The sequence below is a fragment of the Bartonella sp. CR84HXZ genome, from assembly GCF_042194535.1.
Classification (GTDB): Bacteria; Pseudomonadota; Alphaproteobacteria; order Rhizobiales; family Rhizobiaceae; genus Bartonella; species Bartonella grahamii.
In genome coordinates, this window is sequence record NZ_JBHIMY010000001.1 from 87,893 (window position 1) to 106,966 (window position 19,074).

Annotated in this window: 14 protein-coding genes; 6 read left to right on the top strand and 8 right to left on the bottom strand. The window is 38.3% G+C overall.

All coding sequences use genetic code 11. The annotated features are described in order from the left end of the window. Positions 1 to 25: 25 nt before the first annotated feature. Both ACFIKD_RS00400 and ACFIKD_RS00405 read left to right on the top strand, forming a co-directional pair. On the top strand, positions 26 to 1,123 hold the full coding sequence (locus ACFIKD_RS00400; protein WP_375647006.1) for a carboxynorspermidine decarboxylase: 1,098 nt from the start codon (positions 26 to 28) through the stop codon (positions 1,121 to 1,123). A 53-nt stretch (positions 1,124 to 1,176) separates the two neighbouring features. After that, positions 1,177 to 2,415 (top strand): saccharopine dehydrogenase NADP-binding domain-containing protein, encoded by a 1,239-nt coding sequence (locus ACFIKD_RS00405; protein ID WP_375646924.1) that lies wholly within the window; start codon positions 1,177 to 1,179, stop codon positions 2,413 to 2,415. A gap of 1,158 nt (positions 2,416 to 3,573) precedes the next feature. On the opposite strand, the gene lpdA is transcribed toward ACFIKD_RS00405, so the two are convergent. The 8 genes from lpdA to ACFIKD_RS00445 all read right to left on the bottom strand — a co-directional run bounded on the left by lpdA (position 3,574) and on the right by ACFIKD_RS00445 (position 14,707). Further along, positions 3,574 to 4,980 (bottom strand): dihydrolipoyl dehydrogenase, encoded by a 1,407-nt coding sequence (gene lpdA, locus ACFIKD_RS00410; RefSeq protein WP_375646925.1) that lies wholly within the window; start codon positions 4,978 to 4,980, stop codon positions 3,574 to 3,576. 31 nt (positions 4,981 to 5,011) lie between these two features. Continuing rightward, positions 5,012 to 6,223 (bottom strand): 2-oxoglutarate dehydrogenase complex dihydrolipoyllysine-residue succinyltransferase, encoded by a 1,212-nt coding sequence (gene odhB, locus ACFIKD_RS00415; RefSeq protein WP_375644341.1) that lies wholly within the window; start codon positions 6,221 to 6,223, stop codon positions 5,012 to 5,014. 32 nt (positions 6,224 to 6,255) lie between these two features. Then, entirely contained in the window at positions 6,256 to 9,255 is a 3,000-nt protein-coding gene (locus ACFIKD_RS00420; protein WP_375646926.1) for a 2-oxoglutarate dehydrogenase E1 component, read from the bottom strand. A gap of 164 nt (positions 9,256 to 9,419) precedes the next feature. Then, on the bottom strand, positions 9,420 to 10,322 hold the full coding sequence (gene sucD / locus ACFIKD_RS00425) for a succinate--CoA ligase subunit alpha (RefSeq protein WP_375625535.1): 903 nt from the start codon (positions 10,320 to 10,322) through the stop codon (positions 9,420 to 9,422). A 3-nt stretch (positions 10,323 to 10,325) separates the two neighbouring features. Beyond that, positions 10,326 to 11,522, bottom strand: a complete 1,197-nt coding sequence (sucC, locus tag ACFIKD_RS00430) for an ADP-forming succinate--CoA ligase subunit beta (RefSeq protein WP_375635346.1) — start codon at positions 11,520 to 11,522, stop codon at positions 10,326 to 10,328. A gap of 90 nt (positions 11,523 to 11,612) precedes the next feature. Next, positions 11,613 to 12,575, bottom strand: coding sequence for a malate dehydrogenase (mdh, locus tag ACFIKD_RS00435; protein WP_375635347.1), 963 nt, complete (start codon positions 12,573 to 12,575; stop codon positions 11,613 to 11,615). Between the two features lie 288 nt (positions 12,576 to 12,863). Beyond that, a complete protein-coding gene (gene zapE / locus ACFIKD_RS00440; protein ID WP_375646928.1) occupies positions 12,864 to 14,063 on the bottom strand; it encodes a cell division protein ZapE in 1,200 nt (399 codons plus the stop codon). Between the two features lie 98 nt (positions 14,064 to 14,161). Beyond that, positions 14,162 to 14,707, bottom strand: coding sequence for an AprI/Inh family metalloprotease inhibitor (locus ACFIKD_RS00445; RefSeq protein ID WP_015857108.1), 546 nt, complete (start codon positions 14,705 to 14,707; stop codon positions 14,162 to 14,164). Between the two features lie 227 nt (positions 14,708 to 14,934). Here ACFIKD_RS00445 and dapF point away from each other — a divergent pair, with 227 nt between their 5' ends. Genes dapF through ACFIKD_RS00465 form a run of 4 tightly spaced genes read left to right on the top strand, consistent with a single transcriptional unit; the run spans position 14,935 to position 19,020 of the window. Continuing rightward, positions 14,935 to 15,786: a diaminopimelate epimerase gene (gene dapF, locus ACFIKD_RS00450; RefSeq protein ID WP_375646929.1), complete on the top strand. Its 852-nt coding sequence runs from the start codon at positions 14,935 to 14,937 to the stop codon at positions 15,784 to 15,786. Next, positions 15,786 to 17,069 (top strand): tRNA (N(6)-L-threonylcarbamoyladenosine(37)-C(2))-methylthiotransferase MtaB, encoded by a 1,284-nt coding sequence (gene mtaB / locus ACFIKD_RS00455; protein WP_375646930.1) that lies wholly within the window; start codon positions 15,786 to 15,788, stop codon positions 17,067 to 17,069. The genes dapF and mtaB overlap by 1 nt, the downstream gene beginning before the upstream one ends. 14 nt (positions 17,070 to 17,083) lie before the next feature. After that, positions 17,084 to 18,337: a signal recognition particle-docking protein FtsY gene (gene ftsY / locus ACFIKD_RS00460; protein ID WP_375646932.1), complete on the top strand. Its 1,254-nt coding sequence runs from the start codon at positions 17,084 to 17,086 to the stop codon at positions 18,335 to 18,337. After that, positions 18,334 to 19,020, top strand: coding sequence for a septation protein A (locus ACFIKD_RS00465; RefSeq protein WP_375635351.1), 687 nt, complete (start codon positions 18,334 to 18,336; stop codon positions 19,018 to 19,020). Before ftsY ends, ACFIKD_RS00465 begins: the two co-directional genes overlap by 4 nt. The last annotated feature ends 54 nt before the right edge of the window (positions 19,021 to 19,074 follow it).

Genomic DNA, 19,074 nt, shown 5'->3' on the forward strand with positions numbered 1-19,074 from the left:
TCCTTCAAAGAAGAATGAATAAATGATGATAAAAACCCCCTACTACCTTATAGACAAATCGAAACTCATCAAAAACATGCAAACAATTTCTCGTTTACGGGAAATGTCTGGAGCTAAAATTTTACTTGCTTTGAAATGTTTTGCCACATGGAGTGTTTTTGATTTAATGTCTGAGTTCATGGATGGAACCACATCATCATCCCTTTATGAGCTGCGTTTAGGAAGAGAAAAATTTGGCAAAGAAACACATGCTTATTCGGTTGCTTGGGCCGATCATGAAATTGATGAAGCCTGTAGCTATGCAGACAAAATTATCTTTAACTCAATCCAACAACTTCAACGTTTTTCTAAAGCTAGCAAAACCATCCAACGGGGTTTGAGGTTAAATCCAGGAATCAGCGCATCCAATTTTGATCTTGCCAATCCCTCCCGCCCTTTTAGCCGCTTAGGCGAAACCAATCAAAGCGCTATAAAAGAAGTTCTACCCCTCATAAATGGCCTAATGATCCACAACAATTGCGAAAATGCTGATTTTAATCTTTTTAACCAAATGCTGAATCACATGGAAGAAAAATTTGCAGAACTTTTCGCTGCGGTTGACTGGATAAGCCTTGGTGGCGGAATCCATTTTACAGCTGAAAATTATCCTTTAGAATCTTTCGCAAAACGTTTAAAACAATTTTCTAAAACCCATGGTGTTACTCTTTTTCTAGAACCAGGAGAAGCTGCTATCACCAAAAGCACCACATTAGAAGTCAGTGTTCTTGACACATTGTATAATGAAAAGAATCTTGCCATCGTTGACAGCTCAATTGAAGCACATATGCTTGATCTTCTCATTTATCGTGAAAATGCCAAATTAGAACCCAATCAAGGACCACACGAAATTATGATTTGTGGAAAATCTTGTCTTGCCGGCGATATTTTTGGAACATTTCAATTTCAAAAACCTCTTAAAATAGGCGATCGGCTGTCTTTTCAGGATGCAGCAGGTTATACAATGGTCAAGAAAAACTGGTTTAATGGCGTTACAATGCCTGCTATTGTTCTCAAAGAGTGCGATGGTACACTAACACTTCAACGCCAATTCAGCTATAACGACTATCAGGAAAGTCTTTCATAAAGATCAACCATAAAAACGTCATACAACAGTATTAAAAAGGAGATGAACCTACAATGAAAAAAAATGTTCTCATTATTGGTGCTGGAGGTGTTGCACAAGTTGTTGCACACAAATGTGCTCAAAACAACGATATTCTTGGTGAAATTCATATTGCTTCACGAACACTCAAAAAATGTGAAGCCATCATTGCTTCTATTAAAGAAAAAAACACTATGAAAGAACAGGGTGTTCTCAAAAGCCATTCGCTCAATGCCATGAATGTAGAAGAAGCTATAAAGCTCATCCAAAAGACCAAATGCGAAATTGTCATTAATGTTGGTTCTGCCTTTCTTAATATGTCTGTTCTTTCAGCTTGTATTGAAACCAAATGCGCTTATATCGATACAGCGATCCATGAAGACCCCTTGAAAATTTGTGAAACACCTCCTTGGTATGGCAATTATGAATGGCCTCGGCGTCAAGAATGTGAAAAAGCTGGTATAACCGCTATTTTAGGAGCAGGTTTTGACCCAGGTGTAGTGAATGCTTATGCAGCATTAGCGCGCGATGATTATTTTGATAAAATCACAGATATTGATATTATTGATATTAATGCCGGAAATCATGGGCGTTGGTTTGCTACAAATTTTGATCCAGAAATTAACTTCCGTGAATTTACAGGACAAGTATGGTCATGGCAAAATAAAAAATGGACTTCCAATAAAATGTTTGAAATCAGCCATGAATGGGATCTCCCCGTTGTTGGAAAACAAAAAGCCTATATGACAGGACATGATGAAATTCATTCATTATCGAAAAATCTCGATGTGGAGAATGTCCGTTTCTGGATGGGATTTGGTGAACGTTATATCACTGTTTTTACGGTTCTAAAAAACCTCGGACTCTTATCCGAACAACCGATTAAAACGGCGGAAGGTCAAGAAGTCGTGCCCTTGAAAGTCGTGAAAGCCGTCTTACCCGACCCTTCCTCTCTCGCCCCAGACTACACAGGAAAAACCTGTATCGGAGATCTTATTAAAGGCGAAAAAGATGGACACCTGCGAGAAATTTTTATCTATAATATAGCCGATCATAAACAAGCTTTTCATGAAACTGGAGCACAAGGCATTTCCTATACCGCTGGCGTACCAGCTGCTGCTACAGCCCTTCTCATTGCTACAGGCGAATGGGATGTTAAGACTATGGTCAATGTAGAGGAATTACCACCCCGCCCTTTCCTTAAATATCTTGATCGTATGGGGCTTCCCACTTTTATAAGAGAACAACAAGAGGATAAAAAATTAGAATTTTAAATTTATACCTATAGAAAGCATATGCTTGATTTTTTAAGTTATCAGAAAACTGCCCAATGAAAACAAACTTAATATTCTCATGTAATTATGGTTTTCAAAAAAATTTTAGCTATTCGTTATATTTTGGCAACATTACGATTTCTTAACAACCTTAAAGAAGAGATATATCATCTTTTTAAGACATAGCAAGCAATGATCAAGAAAAACAGAGAAGCAAAAACTAATTTAATCACACTGTATAACTTGTCATTATCATCAAAAAGATAGTGTCATAAACAAAAGATATAAAAATACCGCTCTTTTAAAAGAGCGGTATTTTGTAGAATATTCACCCCCTCCCCTCTTCATCTTAAATGACAAATATCCTTAACCCACACCAATCATTAAACAATTCAATTTCTTTGAGCGAATTCCTCTTGGCTTCTCTCTTCATATGATTCATTATCATATATAACACATTGATTTATAACAACAAATATCATTTTCAACTTGATTCATAACGCTGAATATTATAAGATTCTCTTATCACAAACTCTCTCACATTGAATCAATTAATATCTTTTTCCTGCACATCACAAACAGAGCGAGCGTGTGAGTAAAAATGATAAAAGAAAAGAATAAAAATCTCTCTTATAAAAATTCTCAAATAATAAAGAGCTTTAGCAATATTGAGAACTGAAAAAGTGCATTATAATGTCAGCGTGTACTTTTACTAAACATAAAGATGATGATGCACAAATAGGTCTTATAACAATTTGAATGAATTTTATATATTTCAAGAGGAACTTTACAGCTATACCATTCATGAGCACCATCGCGAAGTAAGTTTGCACATTTTGAGAGATGTGTTCTTAAAACAAAGCACGCAAATAGGCTCATAACCCTATCCTAAATATTTTATAACAGTATAAAAACCACCCCATATGTAAAACTTTACATAAACCAAACACCACCGCTCTAAACGATAGTGCACAACAAGATAATCAATAAAAACTACACAACTGAATTTTAAAACAATAATTATCGAAAAGCATACAACAAACGGAATATTTCAATACAATTGGTTGTATTCCTTTTTAAAGTTTTAAAATGTTGTTGTATGCTTCACAAATATTTTCTGCCTCCTATGACCTTTAAAATGTACTTTTTAAAAGCTTTTTAAATATGAAGTGGTTTAGCAAATGTTGCCAAAGCTGCCTCACGCACGGCTTCTGATAAGGTAGGATGTGCGTGGCAACAACGCCCCAGATCTTCTGATGAACCACCAAATTCCATTAAAACTGCAATTTCATGGATCATTTCACCAGCACCAAATCCAAGAATATGCCCCCCTAATACCCGATCTGTTTTTTTATCAGAAAGGATTTTAACGAACCCATCACTCTTTTGCATTGCACGAGCACGACCATTAGCCATAAAAGGAAATTTGCCAACATTATATTCAATACCAGCAGTTTTTAGCTCTTCTTCTGTCCTTCCTACACTAGCAATTTCCGGCTGTGTATAAACAACACTAGGAATAACATCAAAATTAACATGCCCTTTTTGACCTGCCAAAATTTCTGCCACAGCAACGCCTTCTTCCTCTGCTTTATGCGCTAACATTGGCCCTTTTACGACATCACCAATCGCATAAATTCCTGGAACATTCGTCTGCCAATGGGCATCAATTGCAATAAATCCGCGTTCATCTAACTGAACACCAGCCTCCCCTAAGCCAAGCCCCTCGGTATACGGAGAACGTCCAGTAGCAATAAGCACAACATCAGCCTCTAAAGTTTCAGCTGCACCACCTTTGACGGCTTCAAAAGTCACCTGAGCAGTTGAGCCAGATTGTGTAACAGCTGTCACCTTTGTTCCCGTCTTATATTCTATCCCCTGTTTTTCCATTAATTTCTGAAATTGCCGTGAAACTTCACCATCCATTGAGCCCAAAATTTTATTAAGATACTCAATAATGGTAACTTTAGCACCTAAACGGCTCCAAACTGATCCAAGTTCTGAACCAATAACACCAGCACCCACTACAATCATATGCTCTGGTACTTTTTCAAGTGAAAGGGCTCCCGTAGAAGAAACAATAGTCTTTTCATCAATTTCAACATTCACGCCTGGAATGCCTGAACTCTCTGAGCCCGTAGCAATAATAATATTTTTTGTTTCAATTGTTTGTTTATTACCATCTCTGGCAACAACTTCCACATGACCCGCACTCAAAATTTTAGCTGTTCCAAAAAAAGTATCAACTTTATTTTTTTTCATCAAAAAAGAAACGCCACTTGTATTGGCTGTCACCACAGCTTTCTTATGAACCATCATTTGTTCAAGATTAAGCTTAGATTTACCAATAGAAATACCAAGCGTTTCAAAACCATGCTGGGTTTCAGAAAACACTTCTGAAGCATGCAACAACGCTTTAGAAGGAATACAACCAACGTTGAGACATGTTCCTCCTAATGTTGTACGCTTTTCAATAATCGCTACTTTAAGTCCTAGTTGTGCAGCCTTTATTGCTGCTACATAACCACCTGGACCCGCTCCGATCACAGCCACATCATAAGACATCCGTTTCTCCTTTCATCCTGAAAACTGTATTTTACAAATCAAGAACAAGGCGTTCCGGATCTTCTAAGCTTTCCTTAACACGCACAAGGAAAGTTACAGCTTCTTGCCCATCCACAATACGGTGATCATAAGAAAGCGCTAAATACATCATGGGGCGGATCACAACTTGGCCCTCAACAACCATTGCTCGCTCTTTAATCGCATGCATTCCCAAAATACCAGATTGTGGTGCATTCAAAATCGGTGTTGACATCAACGATCCATACACACCACCATTGGTAATGGTAAAAGTTCCCCCTTGCATATCAGAAACGGCTAATTTTCCATCACGCGCAAGACGCCCCAAACGACCAATCTCTTTTTCAATCTCTGCCAATGACATTTGATCTGCATCTCGCACTACTGGAACAACAAGCCCTTTATCCGTTCCAACAGCAATTCCAACATTGACATAGTTTTTGTAAACAATATCTGTCCCATCAATCTCGGCATTAACAGCAGGAAGTTCTTTTAATGCATGACAAACAGCTTTGGTAAAAAAGCCCATAAAACCAAGTTTAACACCATGTTTCTTTTCAAAAAGGTCCTTATAACGCTTGCGCAAATCCATCACCGCTGACATATCAACCTCATTAAATGTGGTTAACATTGCTGCTACATTTTGTGCATCTTTAAGACGGCGAGCAATTGTTTGACGCAATTTCGTCATACGAACCCGCTCTTCACGTGTTTCTTGGACAGGAGCTGCCGAAGAACTCGTCGCAGAAGAAGAGGGTGTAGAGGCATTTGTACTTTGTTTTAATCCACCAAGAACATCTTCTTTAAGAATTTGTCCACGTTTTCCAGAACCTGAAATATCGCTTTTTGCAACATTATTTTCAGCCATCAATTTTGCTGCTGAAGGAGAAGGAGGCATTGTACTGCTCGAAGCAGGCTTCTCTGATTCAGATGAAGCCGCTGGAACAAGTGTAGCAGAAGGTGAAGATGATTGGGAGACACCAGCTTCTCCAGCTTCCACCACTCCTAAAAGAGCATTTACTTCAACCGTATCGCCTTCTTTTGCAATGATTTCAGATAATTTTCCCGCAACAGGAGAAGGAACTTCAACGGTCACCTTATCAGTTTCTAATTCAACCAAAGGCTCATCCATAGCGACAGCTTCGCCAAGTTTTTTAAACCATTTGCCAATCGTTGCTTCGGTAACCGATTCGCCCAAAGTAGGAACACGAATTTCAGTAGTCATAATATTTTTCCATACATCAGAGTAGTAATAAATTAAGAACCTAACGCGTCTTTAAGAAACGCAGCCAGTTGTTCAAGGTGTTTCACCATTAACCCAGAGGCCGGTGACGCACTCGCAGGACGTCCTGCATAACGAGCACGTGAATATTGCGCATTAATATGCGTCAAAACCCATTCCAAATAAGGCTCAATAAATGACCAAGCCCCCATGTTTTTTGGTTCTTCTTGGCACCAAAAAACTTCCGCCTGCAAAAAGCGCGACAACACATTCACCAAAACTTTAGCAGGGAAAGGATAAAGTTGTTCAACACGAAGGAGGTAAACATCATCAATACCCTTTTTTTCACGTTCTTCATAAAGGTCGTAATAAACCTTACCAGTACAAAGAACGACACGGCGAATTTTATTATCTTTCTGCAACTTAATGACAGAATCTTTGAGACATTCTGCATCATCAAGCAACACACGACAGAAACTTGTTTCTGGCCCCATTTCATTGAGAAGAGAAACAGCGCGCTTATGACGTAAAAGTGATTTCGGTGTCATCAAAATCAATGGCTTACGGAAGTCACGCTTAATTTGTCGACGCAAAATATGAAAATAATTTGCAGGGGTTGTACAATTAGCAACCTGCATATTATCTTCCGCACAAAGTTGAAGAAACCGTTCTAAACGTGCAGAAGAATGCTCCGGCCCTTGCCCTTCAAAACCATGAGGCAATAAACACACAAGACCAGACATACGAAGCCACTTACGCTCTGCGGATGAAATAAATTGATCAAAAATGACCTGTGCACCATTAGAGAAATCACCAAATTGTGCTTCCCAAAGTGTTAATCCTCGTGGTTCAGCAAGAGAATATCCATATTCAAAACCAAGAACAGCTTCTTCAGAAAGCATAGAATTAACAACTTCATAAAGCGCTTGCCCCTTTTGTAAATGATTCAAAGGAATATAACGCGCCTCATTTTCTTGGTCATAAAGAACTGAATGACGTTGTGAAAAAGTTCCCCGTTCAACATCCTCACCGGAAAGACGAACCGGTGCTCCTTCCAAACAAAGAGAACCAAAAGCTAGAGCTTCAGCGGTTGCCCAGTCAACACCCTCACCGGTTTCAAAAATTTTAGCACGATTATTTAAAAAACGTTGAATGGTTTTGTGAACGTGAAAATCTGCCGGAATTTCGACAATTTTCTGACCAATTTCCTTTAAAATTTTTAATTCAACACCGGTTGTTCTAGAATGTTGTTCATCAGAACTACTAAAAGCTTTGAGTCCCGTCCAGCTTCCATCAAGCCAATCAGCTTTATTAGGCTTATAAGAAGCACTTGCTTCAAATTCACCTTCAAGCTTATCGCGCCATATTTTTTTTTGTTGCTCAATCTCTTCTAAAGAAATCACCCCTTCTGCTACCAATTGGTCACTATAAAGTTGAAGTGTTGTTTTATGATTACGAATTGCTTTATACATAAGCGGTTGCGTAAAGGAAGGCTCATCACCTTCATTATGCCCATAACGGCGATAACAAAACATATCAATAACCACCGGTTTATGGAAAATTTGGCGAAACTCTGTTGCTATTTTGGCAACAAAAACAACTGCCTCAGGATCATCACCATTCACATGGAAAATTGGTGCATCAATCATTTTTGCAACATCTGATGGATAAGGCGAAGAACGTAAAAAACGTGGAGATGTTGTAAAACCAATCTGATTATTGATAATAACATGAAGTGAGCCTGCAACACGATAACCTTTAAGACCTGAAAGACCAAAAGTTTCTTGGATAACGCCTTGTCCCGCAAAAGCAGCATCACCATGAATAAGCAATGGCATCACTTTTGAACGCTCACTTAATGAGAGTAAATCAGTATGTGCAAGTCCCATAAGTTGATCTTGTTTAGCACGTGCTTTTCCCATAACAACCGGATCAACAATCTCAAGATGAGATGGATTGGCCAACAGCGATAAATGAACTTTTTTACCATCAAATTCAAGATCAGCTGAAGTTCCCAAATGATATTTGACATCACCGGATCCCTCCACATCATCAGGCTTATAAGATCCCCCTTTGAATTCATGAAAGATAGCCCTATGCGGCTTGGCAAGAACTTGTGAAAGAACATTTAAACGACCACGATGTGCCATTCCTAAAATAACTTCCTGCACCCCTAAAGCACTACCACATTTGATAATCTGTTCAAGAGCGGGAATCAGCGCCTCACCACCATCGAGTCCAAAACGCTTTGTACCTTTATATTTAGTGTCTAAAAACTGTTCGAATCCTTCTGCCTGAATAAGCTTTTTCAGGATAGCTTTCTTGTCTTGTTGTGTGAAAGAAATTTTTTCATCTCGCCCTTCAATGCGTTCTTGAAGCCATGCTTTCTGAACCGGATCAGAAACATGCATATATTCCACACCGATTGTTGAACAATATGTACGGTTGAGAATTTCAAGCATTTGTGGAATAGTTGCATATTCCAACCCTAAAACATTATCAATAAAAATGGGACGCTCGTAATCAGCTGGAGTAAAACCATAAGCTTCTGGAGAAAGTTCCTTATAATCTTCTTGTTTTTCGGCCAATTGAAGAGGGTCAAGCCGCGCACGAAGATGCCCCCGTGCTCGAAACGCACGAATCATCATAATTGCATGAACGGAATCACGTGTTGCACGAATAATATCTTGCTCACTGGAAGTTTTTCCCTTTTGTGCAGCACCTGTTATTGCTTTTTCCTTTAATTTATCACCAAGATATTTTTCAAGAGAAGACCAATCACCATCAAGAGCAGAAACCAATTCTCCATTTGCCTTTACTGGCCAATGATCACTTTGCCATGTTGCCCCTTCAGCATTTCTGAGAACATCTTCTTTATTATCATGAAGTCCTTCAAAAAAAGCACGCCACTGTGAATCAACACTGGTAGGATCTTTTTCATATTGAGCATAAAGTTGATCTATATAATCCGCATTGCCACCATAAAGAAATGATGTCTGTGCAAAAAGGCTATTTATTTCGTCCTGCCTTGCCATATACCTCTCCGGAACATCTATTCCGTCTCCTTATATCTCTTTTCGACCTTTAAATGCTTACAAAACAAGCAATGATTCAAACATTCAAAAAAGTTTTACCTTTTTATACTCAAGTTTTTTCACCTGAATCTAAGAACTTTTTCTTATTCAGGTGAAATTTTCTTTTAGCCCTTCAAAACTGACATCAAAGTCTTACCTATCTGTGATGGTGAAGGAGACACTCGAATCCCTGCTGATTCCATTGCCGCAATTTTATCTTCTGCTCCACCTTTACCACCAGAAATAACAGCACCAGCATGTCCCATTGTACGTCCTGGAGGAGCTGTACGGCCAGCAATAAAGCCAACAACTGGTTTTTTACGACCTTTTTTTGCTTCATCTTGCAGAAACTGTGCTGCTTCTTCTTCAGCAGAACCACCAATCTCCCCAATCATAACAATAGACTGAGTTTCATCATCCGCTAAAAACATTTCCAACACATCAATAAATTCAGTGCCCTTAACAGGGTCGCCACCAATCCCTATCGCAGTTGTTTGCCCGAGACCTTCCTGACTCGTTTGAAAAACGGCTTCATAAGTTAAAGTTCCCGACCTCGAAACAACCCCAACAGAACCTTTTCTAAAAATAGAACCAGGCATAATACCAATTTTACATTCATTTGGTGTAAGAATACCAGGACAATTAGGACCAATAAGACGAGACTTTGAGTTTTCTAATCGCGCCTTCACTTTAACCATATCCATAACGGGAATACCTTCCGTAATACAGATAATTAAACGAACTTCAGCTTCAATAGCCTCTATAATAGCTGCCGCAGCCCCTGCAGGAGGAACATAAATAACAGAAGCATCCGCGCCTGTTTTTTCCTTTGCTTCTGCAACATTAGCAAAGATAGGAAGAGTTTCGCCTTTTGAACCTTCCCATGTTTCTCCACCCTTTTTAGGATTAACACCCCCAACCATTTGCGTACCATGATAAGCAAGCGCCTGTTCTGTATGAAATGTTCCTGTTTTTCCTGTAAGCCCTTGAACTAGAACTTTTGTCTCTTTATTCACAAGAATCGACATAGCTTAAGCTCCCTTCACGGCTGCAACAATTTTTTGGGCAGCATCATCTAAATCATCAGCAGGAATAACATTCAAACCACTTTCATTAATAATTGCTTTACCCTGCTCAACATTAGTGCCTTCAAGACGAACAACTAAGGGAACCTTTAAACCAACCTCACGAACAGCAGCAACCACACCTTCAGCAATGACATCACAACGCATAATACCACCAAAAATGTTAACCAAAATGCCCTTAACATTTGGATCGGCCGTAATAATTTTAAAAGCAGCTGTCACCTTTTCTTTTGACGCTCCACCACCAACGTCAAGAAAATTTGCAGGCTCAGCTCCATAGAGTTTGATAATATCCATTGTTGCCATAGCAAGACCCGCACCATTAACCATGCAACCAATCGTACCCTCAAGAGCAACATAAGCAAGATCATGCTTTGATGCTTCAATTTCTTTTGGATCCTCTTCTGAAAGATCGCGTAATTCTAAAATATCTGGATGACGAAACAGAGCATTATTATCAAAAGAAACTTTTGCATCAAGAACACGTAAACGACCATCTTTCATCACAATAAGCGGATTGATTTCTAAAAGGCTCATATCTTTTTTACAAAATGCCTTATAGAGAATCGGAAAAAGCTTTTCACCATCTTCTCGCGCACTACTTTGTAGTTTCAATGCATCACAAAGTCTTGCACAATCAACCGAAGTAACACCCTCTACAGCATCAATGGGAAGCGTGAATATTTTTTCTGGTGTCTCTTCAGCAACCGTTTCAATATCCATTCCACCTTCTGTTGAAACAACAAAAGCAATTCGACCAACGCTACGATCAACCAAAAGTGAAAGATAAAGCTCCCTTTCAATATCAGCACCATCCTCAATGTAAAGACGATTGACCTGCTTACCCTCTGGACCCGTTTGTTTGGTTACCAAAGTTTTACCAAGCATTTCTTGAACATTTGCAACAACTTCTTCAACAGATTTTGCAAGCCGAACACCACCCTTTGCATCAGGACCAAGTTCTTTAAACTTACCCTTACCACGACCACCAGCGTGTATCTGACTTTTAACCACATAGAGAGGTCCGGGCAATTTTTCCGCCCATTTTTCAGCTTGCTCAACAGAATAAACAGCAACACCATTTGCAATTGGTGCTCCATATTCATGAAGCAGACGTTTGGCCTGATACTCATGGATATTCATGCATTTGTCCTTTTCTTTTATGGATCATTATTAATCCTAAAGTTTTAATATTCTAAATACTTAGTTTTAATGAATTAAATCTTGTTCAATTTACTTGAGACTAGGCACAAGAGCAATACAAGCTTCACAAAGCTTTTTAACTGCATTTACTGAATGATCAAAAGCACCTCTTTCTTCTTTATCAAGATCAATTTCAATGACTCGTTCAACACCACCTGCACCAATTACAACAGGAACACCAACGTAGGTATCATTAACCCCATATTCTCCTGAAAGATAAGCTGCAACAGGCACAACACGCTTAGTGTCCTTTAAATAGGCCTCAGCCATAGAAACAGCAGAAGCTGCTGGTGCATAATAAGCAGAACCTGTTTTTAACAAACCAACAATTTCTGCACCGCCATCACGGGTACGCTGGATAATTTGATCAATTCTTTCCTGTGTTGTCCAGCCCATCTTTATAAGATCAGGCAAAGAAATACCACCAACTGTTGAATAACGCACGAGAGGAACCATTGTATCACCGTGCCCCCCTAAAACAAACGCTGTCACATCTTTAATAGAGACCTTAAATTCCTCAGATAAGAAATGACGAAAACGCGCTGAATCAAGAACACCAGCCATACCAACCACTTTATGTGTAGGGAGACCTGAAAATTTCTGCAATGCCCACACCATTGCATCAAGGGGATTGGTAATACAAATAACAAATGCTGAAGAAGCGTATTTTTTAATTCCAGCTCCAACTTGTTCCATAACCTTTAAATTAATGCCCAAAAGTTCATCACGGCTCATACCAGGTTTTCGCGCAACGCCTGCTGTTACAATAACAACATCAGCACCTTCAATTGCTTCATAAGCATTAGCACCTTTTAGACTGATATCAAAACCATCAACGGGAGAAGATTCGGCGATATCTAGAGCCTTACCTTGTGGCACACCTTCTGCAATATCAAATAAGACCACATCAGCAAGCTCTTTAAGCCCAATAATATGTGCTAAAGTACCACCAATCATACCTGAACCAATGAGAGCTATTTTTTTCCGTGCCATTTTATTTTTTCCTAACTTTTAGATAATTCAGCGCACACCCATCAGCGTCCCTATACTGAATATTTTTGACTTCAACCATATTCAAACAATATCATAAAAAGGAGTAAAGAAATGAAATTTACAAATTTTTCTCCTTACAGAAACAACAACCCTCCGCTGAAACAACTATTAGAAAATTATCACGATGTATCGATAAAGTGAATTTTAAAAAAATACAACAGAATTATTACATTTCTTTAATTTCAAAGAGTTATTGTTTTTACAGTTTACGTAAAGGTAAAAGTATAATCAATGCTTCTTCTTCAAAAGAAAATGTTCTTCCCAAAGTTTTAAATAATCGTGGCTTTGCATTTCAAAAAGACGTGACTGTGTTCTTTGAAATTCAAATGTTTCCGTAATCTGCGCATGCCCTTTATACAAATCTCCCACCTCTGCCGCAGCCGACATAAATAACCGTATGTGGCGCTCATAAAGAATATCAATAAGCAAAATAAACCGTTTTGTTTCATTGCGACATGTATCATCCATGACCGGTACATTATCAATAAAAATCGTATGATAATTCTCCCCTAATACCAAATACTCAGCCGCTGCCAAAGGCTTTGCACATAAATCTCCATAATCAAAGCGTGCACATCCTGCACCAACCCGCGGAATAGGAATAAGGCGCCCTTTTATAGAAAGCTCATCAGATATCTCCTTATGTCCTTGCAATACAAGTGCCCATGCTTGATCCATGCATTCATCTGCTTTTTTCCCTAAAGGTGCTACATACACAGGCTGTAGATTTGATTTTTCAAGACGATAATCTGTTTTTGCATCAAGATTAACAACACGAACATATGCTTTCAAAACTTGAATAAAAGGCAAAAAGAGTTCACGATTTAAACCGTTATAATAAAGGTTATCCGGCGCCACATTTGAAGTCGCAATAAAGAAAATTCCTTTATCAAACAAAGCAGAAATAAGCCGCCCCAATACCATAGCATCAGCAATATCTGTTACACTAAACTCATCAAAACAAAGTACCTTTGCTTCTCGTGCAAGATCTTCAGCAACAGCTAAAATAGGATTATCTTGTTTAAACTTTTCACCCCCAGATGCTTGACGATAAAAATTAATACGCTCATGCACATCAGTCATAAAATCATTAAAATGAGCACGCTTTTTATGACCTTTAGGCAAACAAGAAAAGAACAAATCCATCAGCATGGTTTTGCCCCGTCCTACTTCACCAAAAACATACAACCCCTGAAAAGAACCTTTTTCATCCCCTTGTTTTACAACACAAGAGATATTTTGTTTTTTCCTCTTAAATATTCTATTAAAGAAAGAGCAAAATATCCAAGTCCAAGGACGAGAGATGTTTTGTTCCGCAATTTTTTTTAATAAATGGTCAAAATATTCTGTTATAGCTAATTGAGCGGGATCAAAACAAACCTCCCCTTTAGAGACAAGCTCTTTATAACGTGTTGAAACGAGAATCATCCAAATAACCTTTTTCAAACCGTTCTCAATGAAAAATACAAATACTTTTCACGAATCTGCCCGTCTAGCTTAGTTTTTCATAAACGATCAAAAATGATTTAACGACTTAAAACAACGGGATGATCATCAAGTGTACGTCCCTCAAAACGATCAACATTTGAAGAGTAGAGAGCAAGGATAACACGTCCAGAGTTATTATAAAAATATAATCTTTTTCCTTTAACAGCCCACGATCTCACTTGGGAAGCAATTCCTGGACAGTGTAAAGGACCAGCGCGGTACCCTTGTCCAAACTTTGTTTGCGGCGTTGCGATCCGACAAACTTTACCCCCCATAGAAAGATTCCATACACCAGCAACACTTGCAGGAAATAAATCAGTAGCATTACTTGGCAATTCGAGACTAGCCATTCGTCCATCACTCTGAGAATCTCCTTTTTCATACATCGAAGCGTTTGCTGCCTCAGATATCGACGAAGAAGTAGATGACAGATCAGACACTTCCAATGTTGTCATTTGTTGAGATGGATAAAAAACTTCTAATGCGTTACTACCGTCATTACTGTCAAACCGTGTTGTTGAACATCCCCCTAAAAGCATTACAGTTGATAGTGCAACGAAAAACGAAATTTTTGAAAACGACATATCTGTACTCTCTCCCACGACAATAAATAAGTTCACAAAAAAAATTAAGTGAATATTTGTTATAGTTACAAAGATAAATTAACAAATTAAAAAAAACAGGTTAAAATCACTTATTTTTAAACGAAATAATTTATGTACCCAATTTTATCTTTATTAAAGACTAGAAATTTATAAGATTTTCAGTCATATATTTCTTTATAAGTAATCATTAGAAATAGAGAAGTTTCATGAAAACGCCATTTAGCAAAATGGACGGTCTTGGAAATCAAATTATTGTTATTGATATGCGTGAAAGCACTCATGCTCTTACACTACAAGCAATCCTTGCTTTGTCAGCAGATCCCGAAATGCATTTTGATCAAATCATGGCTATCCACACACCAACCCAGAAAAAAGCCGACTTCCGCATAGAAATATGGAATGCCGACGGATCAATGGCTAAAGCTTGTGGCAATGGTACCCGCTGTGTCGTTGCATGGCTTAAAGATCACAATTTTGGTGAAAAATTTCGTTTAGAAACTCCCACTGGAATTATTGAAGGGACATATCAAACCGATAATCTCATTTCTGTTGATATGGGATGCCCAAATTTCAATGCAAAAGAGATGCCTGTTTCACGTGAAATAGTTGATACCAATCACGTAGAAATTACGGCTGGTCCCCTAAAAGATGCTTGTCTCATATCCATTGGCAATCTCCATGCTATCTTTTTTGTTGAAAATGATATTCAACATATTCCATTAGAAAAATATGGGCCAAAACTTGAACATGATCCCCTATTTCCCGAACAGTGCAATATTTCCATTGCTTGCATAACGTCAAAGAAAAGTCTAAATTTACGGACATGGGAGCGAGGAGCAGGATTAACACAAGCATGTGGAAGTGCTGCCTGTGCAAGTGCAGTGGCTGCTTATCGTCGTGGTCTTACACAACGCCATATTGATGTAAACTTACCAAAGGGAACACTTAATATTTTTTACCGAGAAGACGATCACGTTATTATGACAGGACCAATAAAATATCAATTTAGTGGTTTTTTAAGCCCTTTAACAGGGCGCTACAAAAAGGATCACTCCTGATGGCAATAGAAATTGTAACTTTTGGTTGTCGGCTTAATAGCTACGAATCGGAAATCATTCGCAAAGAAAGTACTTCTTCAGGGCTAGATCAGCTTAAAGATGGTGCTATTATCTTTAATACCTGTGCTGTCACTACCGAAGCCGTACGACAAGCAAAACAAGCTATCCGCAAAGCACGACGTGAAAATCCTCATGCACGTATCATTGTAACAGGGTGTGCAGCCCAAACAGAAGCACAAAATTTTGCCTCAATGACAGAAGTGGATCTCGTTTTAGGAAACGAAGATAAACTTCACGCCCATTCTTATCGTCAACTTCCTGATTTTGGTATTAACCATTCCGAAAAGGTGCGTGTCAATGATATTATGGAAGTACAAAAAATTGCTCCACATATGGTCAGTGCAATGCAAGAGCGCACCCGCGCTTTTGTACAGGTACAAAATGGATGTGATCATCGCTGTACATTTTGCATTATTCCTTATGGACGAGGACCATCTCGCTCTGTTCCCATGGGTGCTGTCATAGAACAAATTAAAAAGCTGATAGGTGAGGGTATCCAAGAAGTGGTCCTTACAGGTGTTGACCTTACAAGTTATGGCCACGATCTTCCTGGAAAAGCTACTCTAGGAAAATTAACTTCAGCAATTTTGCATCATGTTCCTGACTTAGCGCGATTACGCCTCTCATCTATTGACTCTATTGAAGCAGACGAAGAACTCATCAATCTTTTAGCTTATGAAACAAGGATCATGCCCCATTTGCATTTATCTTTGCAAGCAGGTGATAATATGATTTTAAAACGGATGAAACGGCGACACTTACGCGAACATGCCATTCAATTTTGCCAAGAATTGCGTGCCAAACGTCCTACAGTGGTTTATGGTGCCGACTTAATTGCTGGTTTTCCTACAGAAACAGAAGAGATGTTTCAAAACAGTCTTGTTTTAATCAAAGATTGTAATTTAACCCATCTCCATGTCTTCCCCTTTAGTCCAAGAGAAGGAACACCTGCCGCACGTATGCCACAAATCAACCGTAAAATAGTTAAGATGCGTGCTGAAAAATTACGTAAAGCAGGTGAAGAGGCTTACCAAAAGCATCTTGCTCATTTGCAAAACAGTCTACAAACAGTTCTCATTGAAAAAGATGAAATCGGACGAACAGAAGATTATACTCTTGTACAAGTTAAAGGTGCAAAAGCAGGAACAATTGTTCAAGCCCTTATCGTCGATCATGATGGCGATAAATTGATTGCTGTCCTTCCAAAATTAAACGCTGCTTGAGCAGGAAAATTCTTATGACGAAATCTTTTATTAAAAAAATATTCTCTTTTAACAAATCTCAAGAGCAGGAAATGAAACAACAGATTTCTATTCCTGATAAAAGCGATATAATGGAAGAAAATAAAGACAAAAATGAAAGGACAAAAAATAACCAAATCTCTATAGACACAGAAAAAGAAGAGCAAACAAAAAATCGAGAGTTAACACTTACAAAATATGATAAAAAATCTCCATTTCTAGAATCCCATTCTGATAAAATTCCTCTTTCTGGTAAAATTATTGTCACAGACAACATCCGTGAAAAAAAGAATGAAGAAATTTTATCTGAACCTTCTGTTGAACAAAAAAAGATAGCGTGGTTTGGGCGCCTTAAAAAAAGTCTATCTCTTTCTTCACAACGCCTAAGCGGATCAATTGGCGACCTCTTTGTTAAAAGAAAACTTGATGAAGATACATTGCAAGAGCTCGAAGATATCCTTATCCAAGCTGATCTTGGAGTAGAAACGGCGACACGCATCACAAATACTTTAGCTTCCAGTCGTTACGGAAAAGATCTTTCCCCAGACGATATTCATACTATTGTAGCTGATGAGGTCAAAAAAGTTCTGGAACCTGTTGCAATTCCATTAGAGCTTGATCTCAGCTATAAACCTCATGTTATTTTGCTGGTAGGTGTAAATGGAACTGGAAAAACGACAACAATCGGAAAACTTGCAGCAAAATTAACAGCAGGGGGATTAAAAGTTATGCTTGCAGCTGGTGATACTTTCCGAGCCGCAGCTATTGAGCAATTGCATATTTGGGGTAAACGTACTGATTCTCCTGTTATTTCGACAAAATTGGGTGCAGATGCCGCCAGCTTAGCCTTTGATGCTTATGAAAAAGCAAAAAAAGCAAACAGCGATGTATTAATTATTGATACAGCAGGGCGTTTACAAAATAAATCTGAATTGATGGATGAGTTGGCAAAAATTATTCGTGTTTTAAAAAAACACACCCCCCAAGCACCCCATACAATCCTTCAAACGCTTGATGCAACTACCGGACAGAATGCACTCAACCAAGTGGAAATTTTCCGTGATATTGCTGGTGTTAATGGTTTAGTCATGACAAAGCTAGATGGAACCGCACGAGGAGGAATTCTTGTCGCTATAGCAGCAAAATATAAATTACCCGTTTATTTTATCGGTATAGGAGAAAATATTGAAGACCTTCAACCTTTTTCTGCTTCTGACTTTGCCGAAACTATCGCAGGAAAACATACATGAAACAGCCTTTATCTAACTCTAATTCACGCAATAATTCTGAAAAAAATATGAATAACAATAAGACCCCCCCTCTCTCACCAACCATAAAGTTTCTCTTAGAAATGGGTCCGTTGGTTGCCTTCTTTTTTGCCAATTATAAGGGAGAATGGTTAATAAAAAACATTGGATTTTTTCAAAATTTTAGTAAACCTATTTTCCCTGCAACAGCTATTTTTATGATAGCGATTATTATTTCTCTAAGCTTATCATGGATCCTTGCAAGACAAATTCCTATTATGCCTCTTCTTTCAGGAATCTTTGTTCTAGTCTTTGGATTTTTAACTCTTTGGCTTCACAACGATACTTTCATCAAAATGAAACCAACAATTATTAATAGCTTATTTGCGCTCATCCTTTTTGGTGGTATGTGTTTTAAAAAACCACTTTTACGTTATGCTCTTGATTCTACATTAAAACTTGATGATTTAGGCTGGCAAAAACTTACCTATCGTTGGGCATTCTTTTTCGTTTTTCTTGCCCTTTTGAATGAAATTATTTGGCGTAATTTTAGCGACAATTTTTGGACAAGTTTTAAAGTATTTGGCGTCATGCCCCTAACAGTCCTCTTTATGCTTACCCAAATGCCTATCATTATGAAACATTCAAAAGGACTTTTCACAGAAGAGGACAAATCTGATTCTTAAAAAAATTCACCACTATATATTATTCTATAGATTCATCACCAAACACTGTTCAGG

What these genes read in the sequence shown, in the direction of transcription:
- odhB (WP_375644341.1), bottom strand. Translation starts at nt 6,223, where the DNA reads ATGACTACTGAAATTCGTGTTCCTACTTTGGGCGAATCGGTTACCGAA.
- sucC (WP_375635346.1), bottom strand. Translation starts at nt 11,522, where the DNA reads ATGAATATCCATGAGTATCAGGCCAAACGTCTGCTTCATGAATATGGA.
- lpdA (WP_375646925.1), bottom strand. Translation starts at nt 4,980, where the DNA reads ATGTCTTATGATGTGGCTGTGATCGGAGCGGGTCCAGGTGGTTATGTA.
- ftsY (WP_375646932.1), top strand. Translation starts at nt 17,084, where the DNA reads ATGACGAAATCTTTTATTAAAAAAATATTCTCTTTTAACAAATCTCAA.
- ACFIKD_RS00445 (WP_015857108.1), bottom strand. Translation starts at nt 14,707, where the DNA reads ATGTCGTTTTCAAAAATTTCGTTTTTCGTTGCACTATCAACTGTAATG.
- ACFIKD_RS00465 (WP_375635351.1), top strand. Translation starts at nt 18,334, where the DNA reads ATGAAACAGCCTTTATCTAACTCTAATTCACGCAATAATTCTGAAAAA.
- ACFIKD_RS00405 (WP_375646924.1), top strand. Translation starts at nt 1,177, where the DNA reads ATGAAAAAAAATGTTCTCATTATTGGTGCTGGAGGTGTTGCACAAGTT.
- ACFIKD_RS00400 (WP_375647006.1), top strand. Translation starts at nt 26, where the DNA reads ATGATAAAAACCCCCTACTACCTTATAGACAAATCGAAACTCATCAAA.
- mtaB (WP_375646930.1), top strand. Translation starts at nt 15,786, where the DNA reads ATGGCAATAGAAATTGTAACTTTTGGTTGTCGGCTTAATAGCTACGAA.
- dapF (WP_375646929.1), top strand. Translation starts at nt 14,935, where the DNA reads ATGAAAACGCCATTTAGCAAAATGGACGGTCTTGGAAATCAAATTATT.
- zapE (WP_375646928.1), bottom strand. Translation starts at nt 14,063, where the DNA reads ATGATTCTCGTTTCAACACGTTATAAAGAGCTTGTCTCTAAAGGGGAG.
- mdh (WP_375635347.1), bottom strand. Translation starts at nt 12,575, where the DNA reads ATGGCACGGAAAAAAATAGCTCTCATTGGTTCAGGTATGATTGGTGGT.
- sucD (WP_375625535.1), bottom strand. Translation starts at nt 10,322, where the DNA reads ATGTCGATTCTTGTGAATAAAGAGACAAAAGTTCTAGTTCAAGGGCTT.
- ACFIKD_RS00420 (WP_375646926.1), bottom strand. Translation starts at nt 9,255, where the DNA reads ATGGCAAGGCAGGACGAAATAAATAGCCTTTTTGCACAGACATCATTT.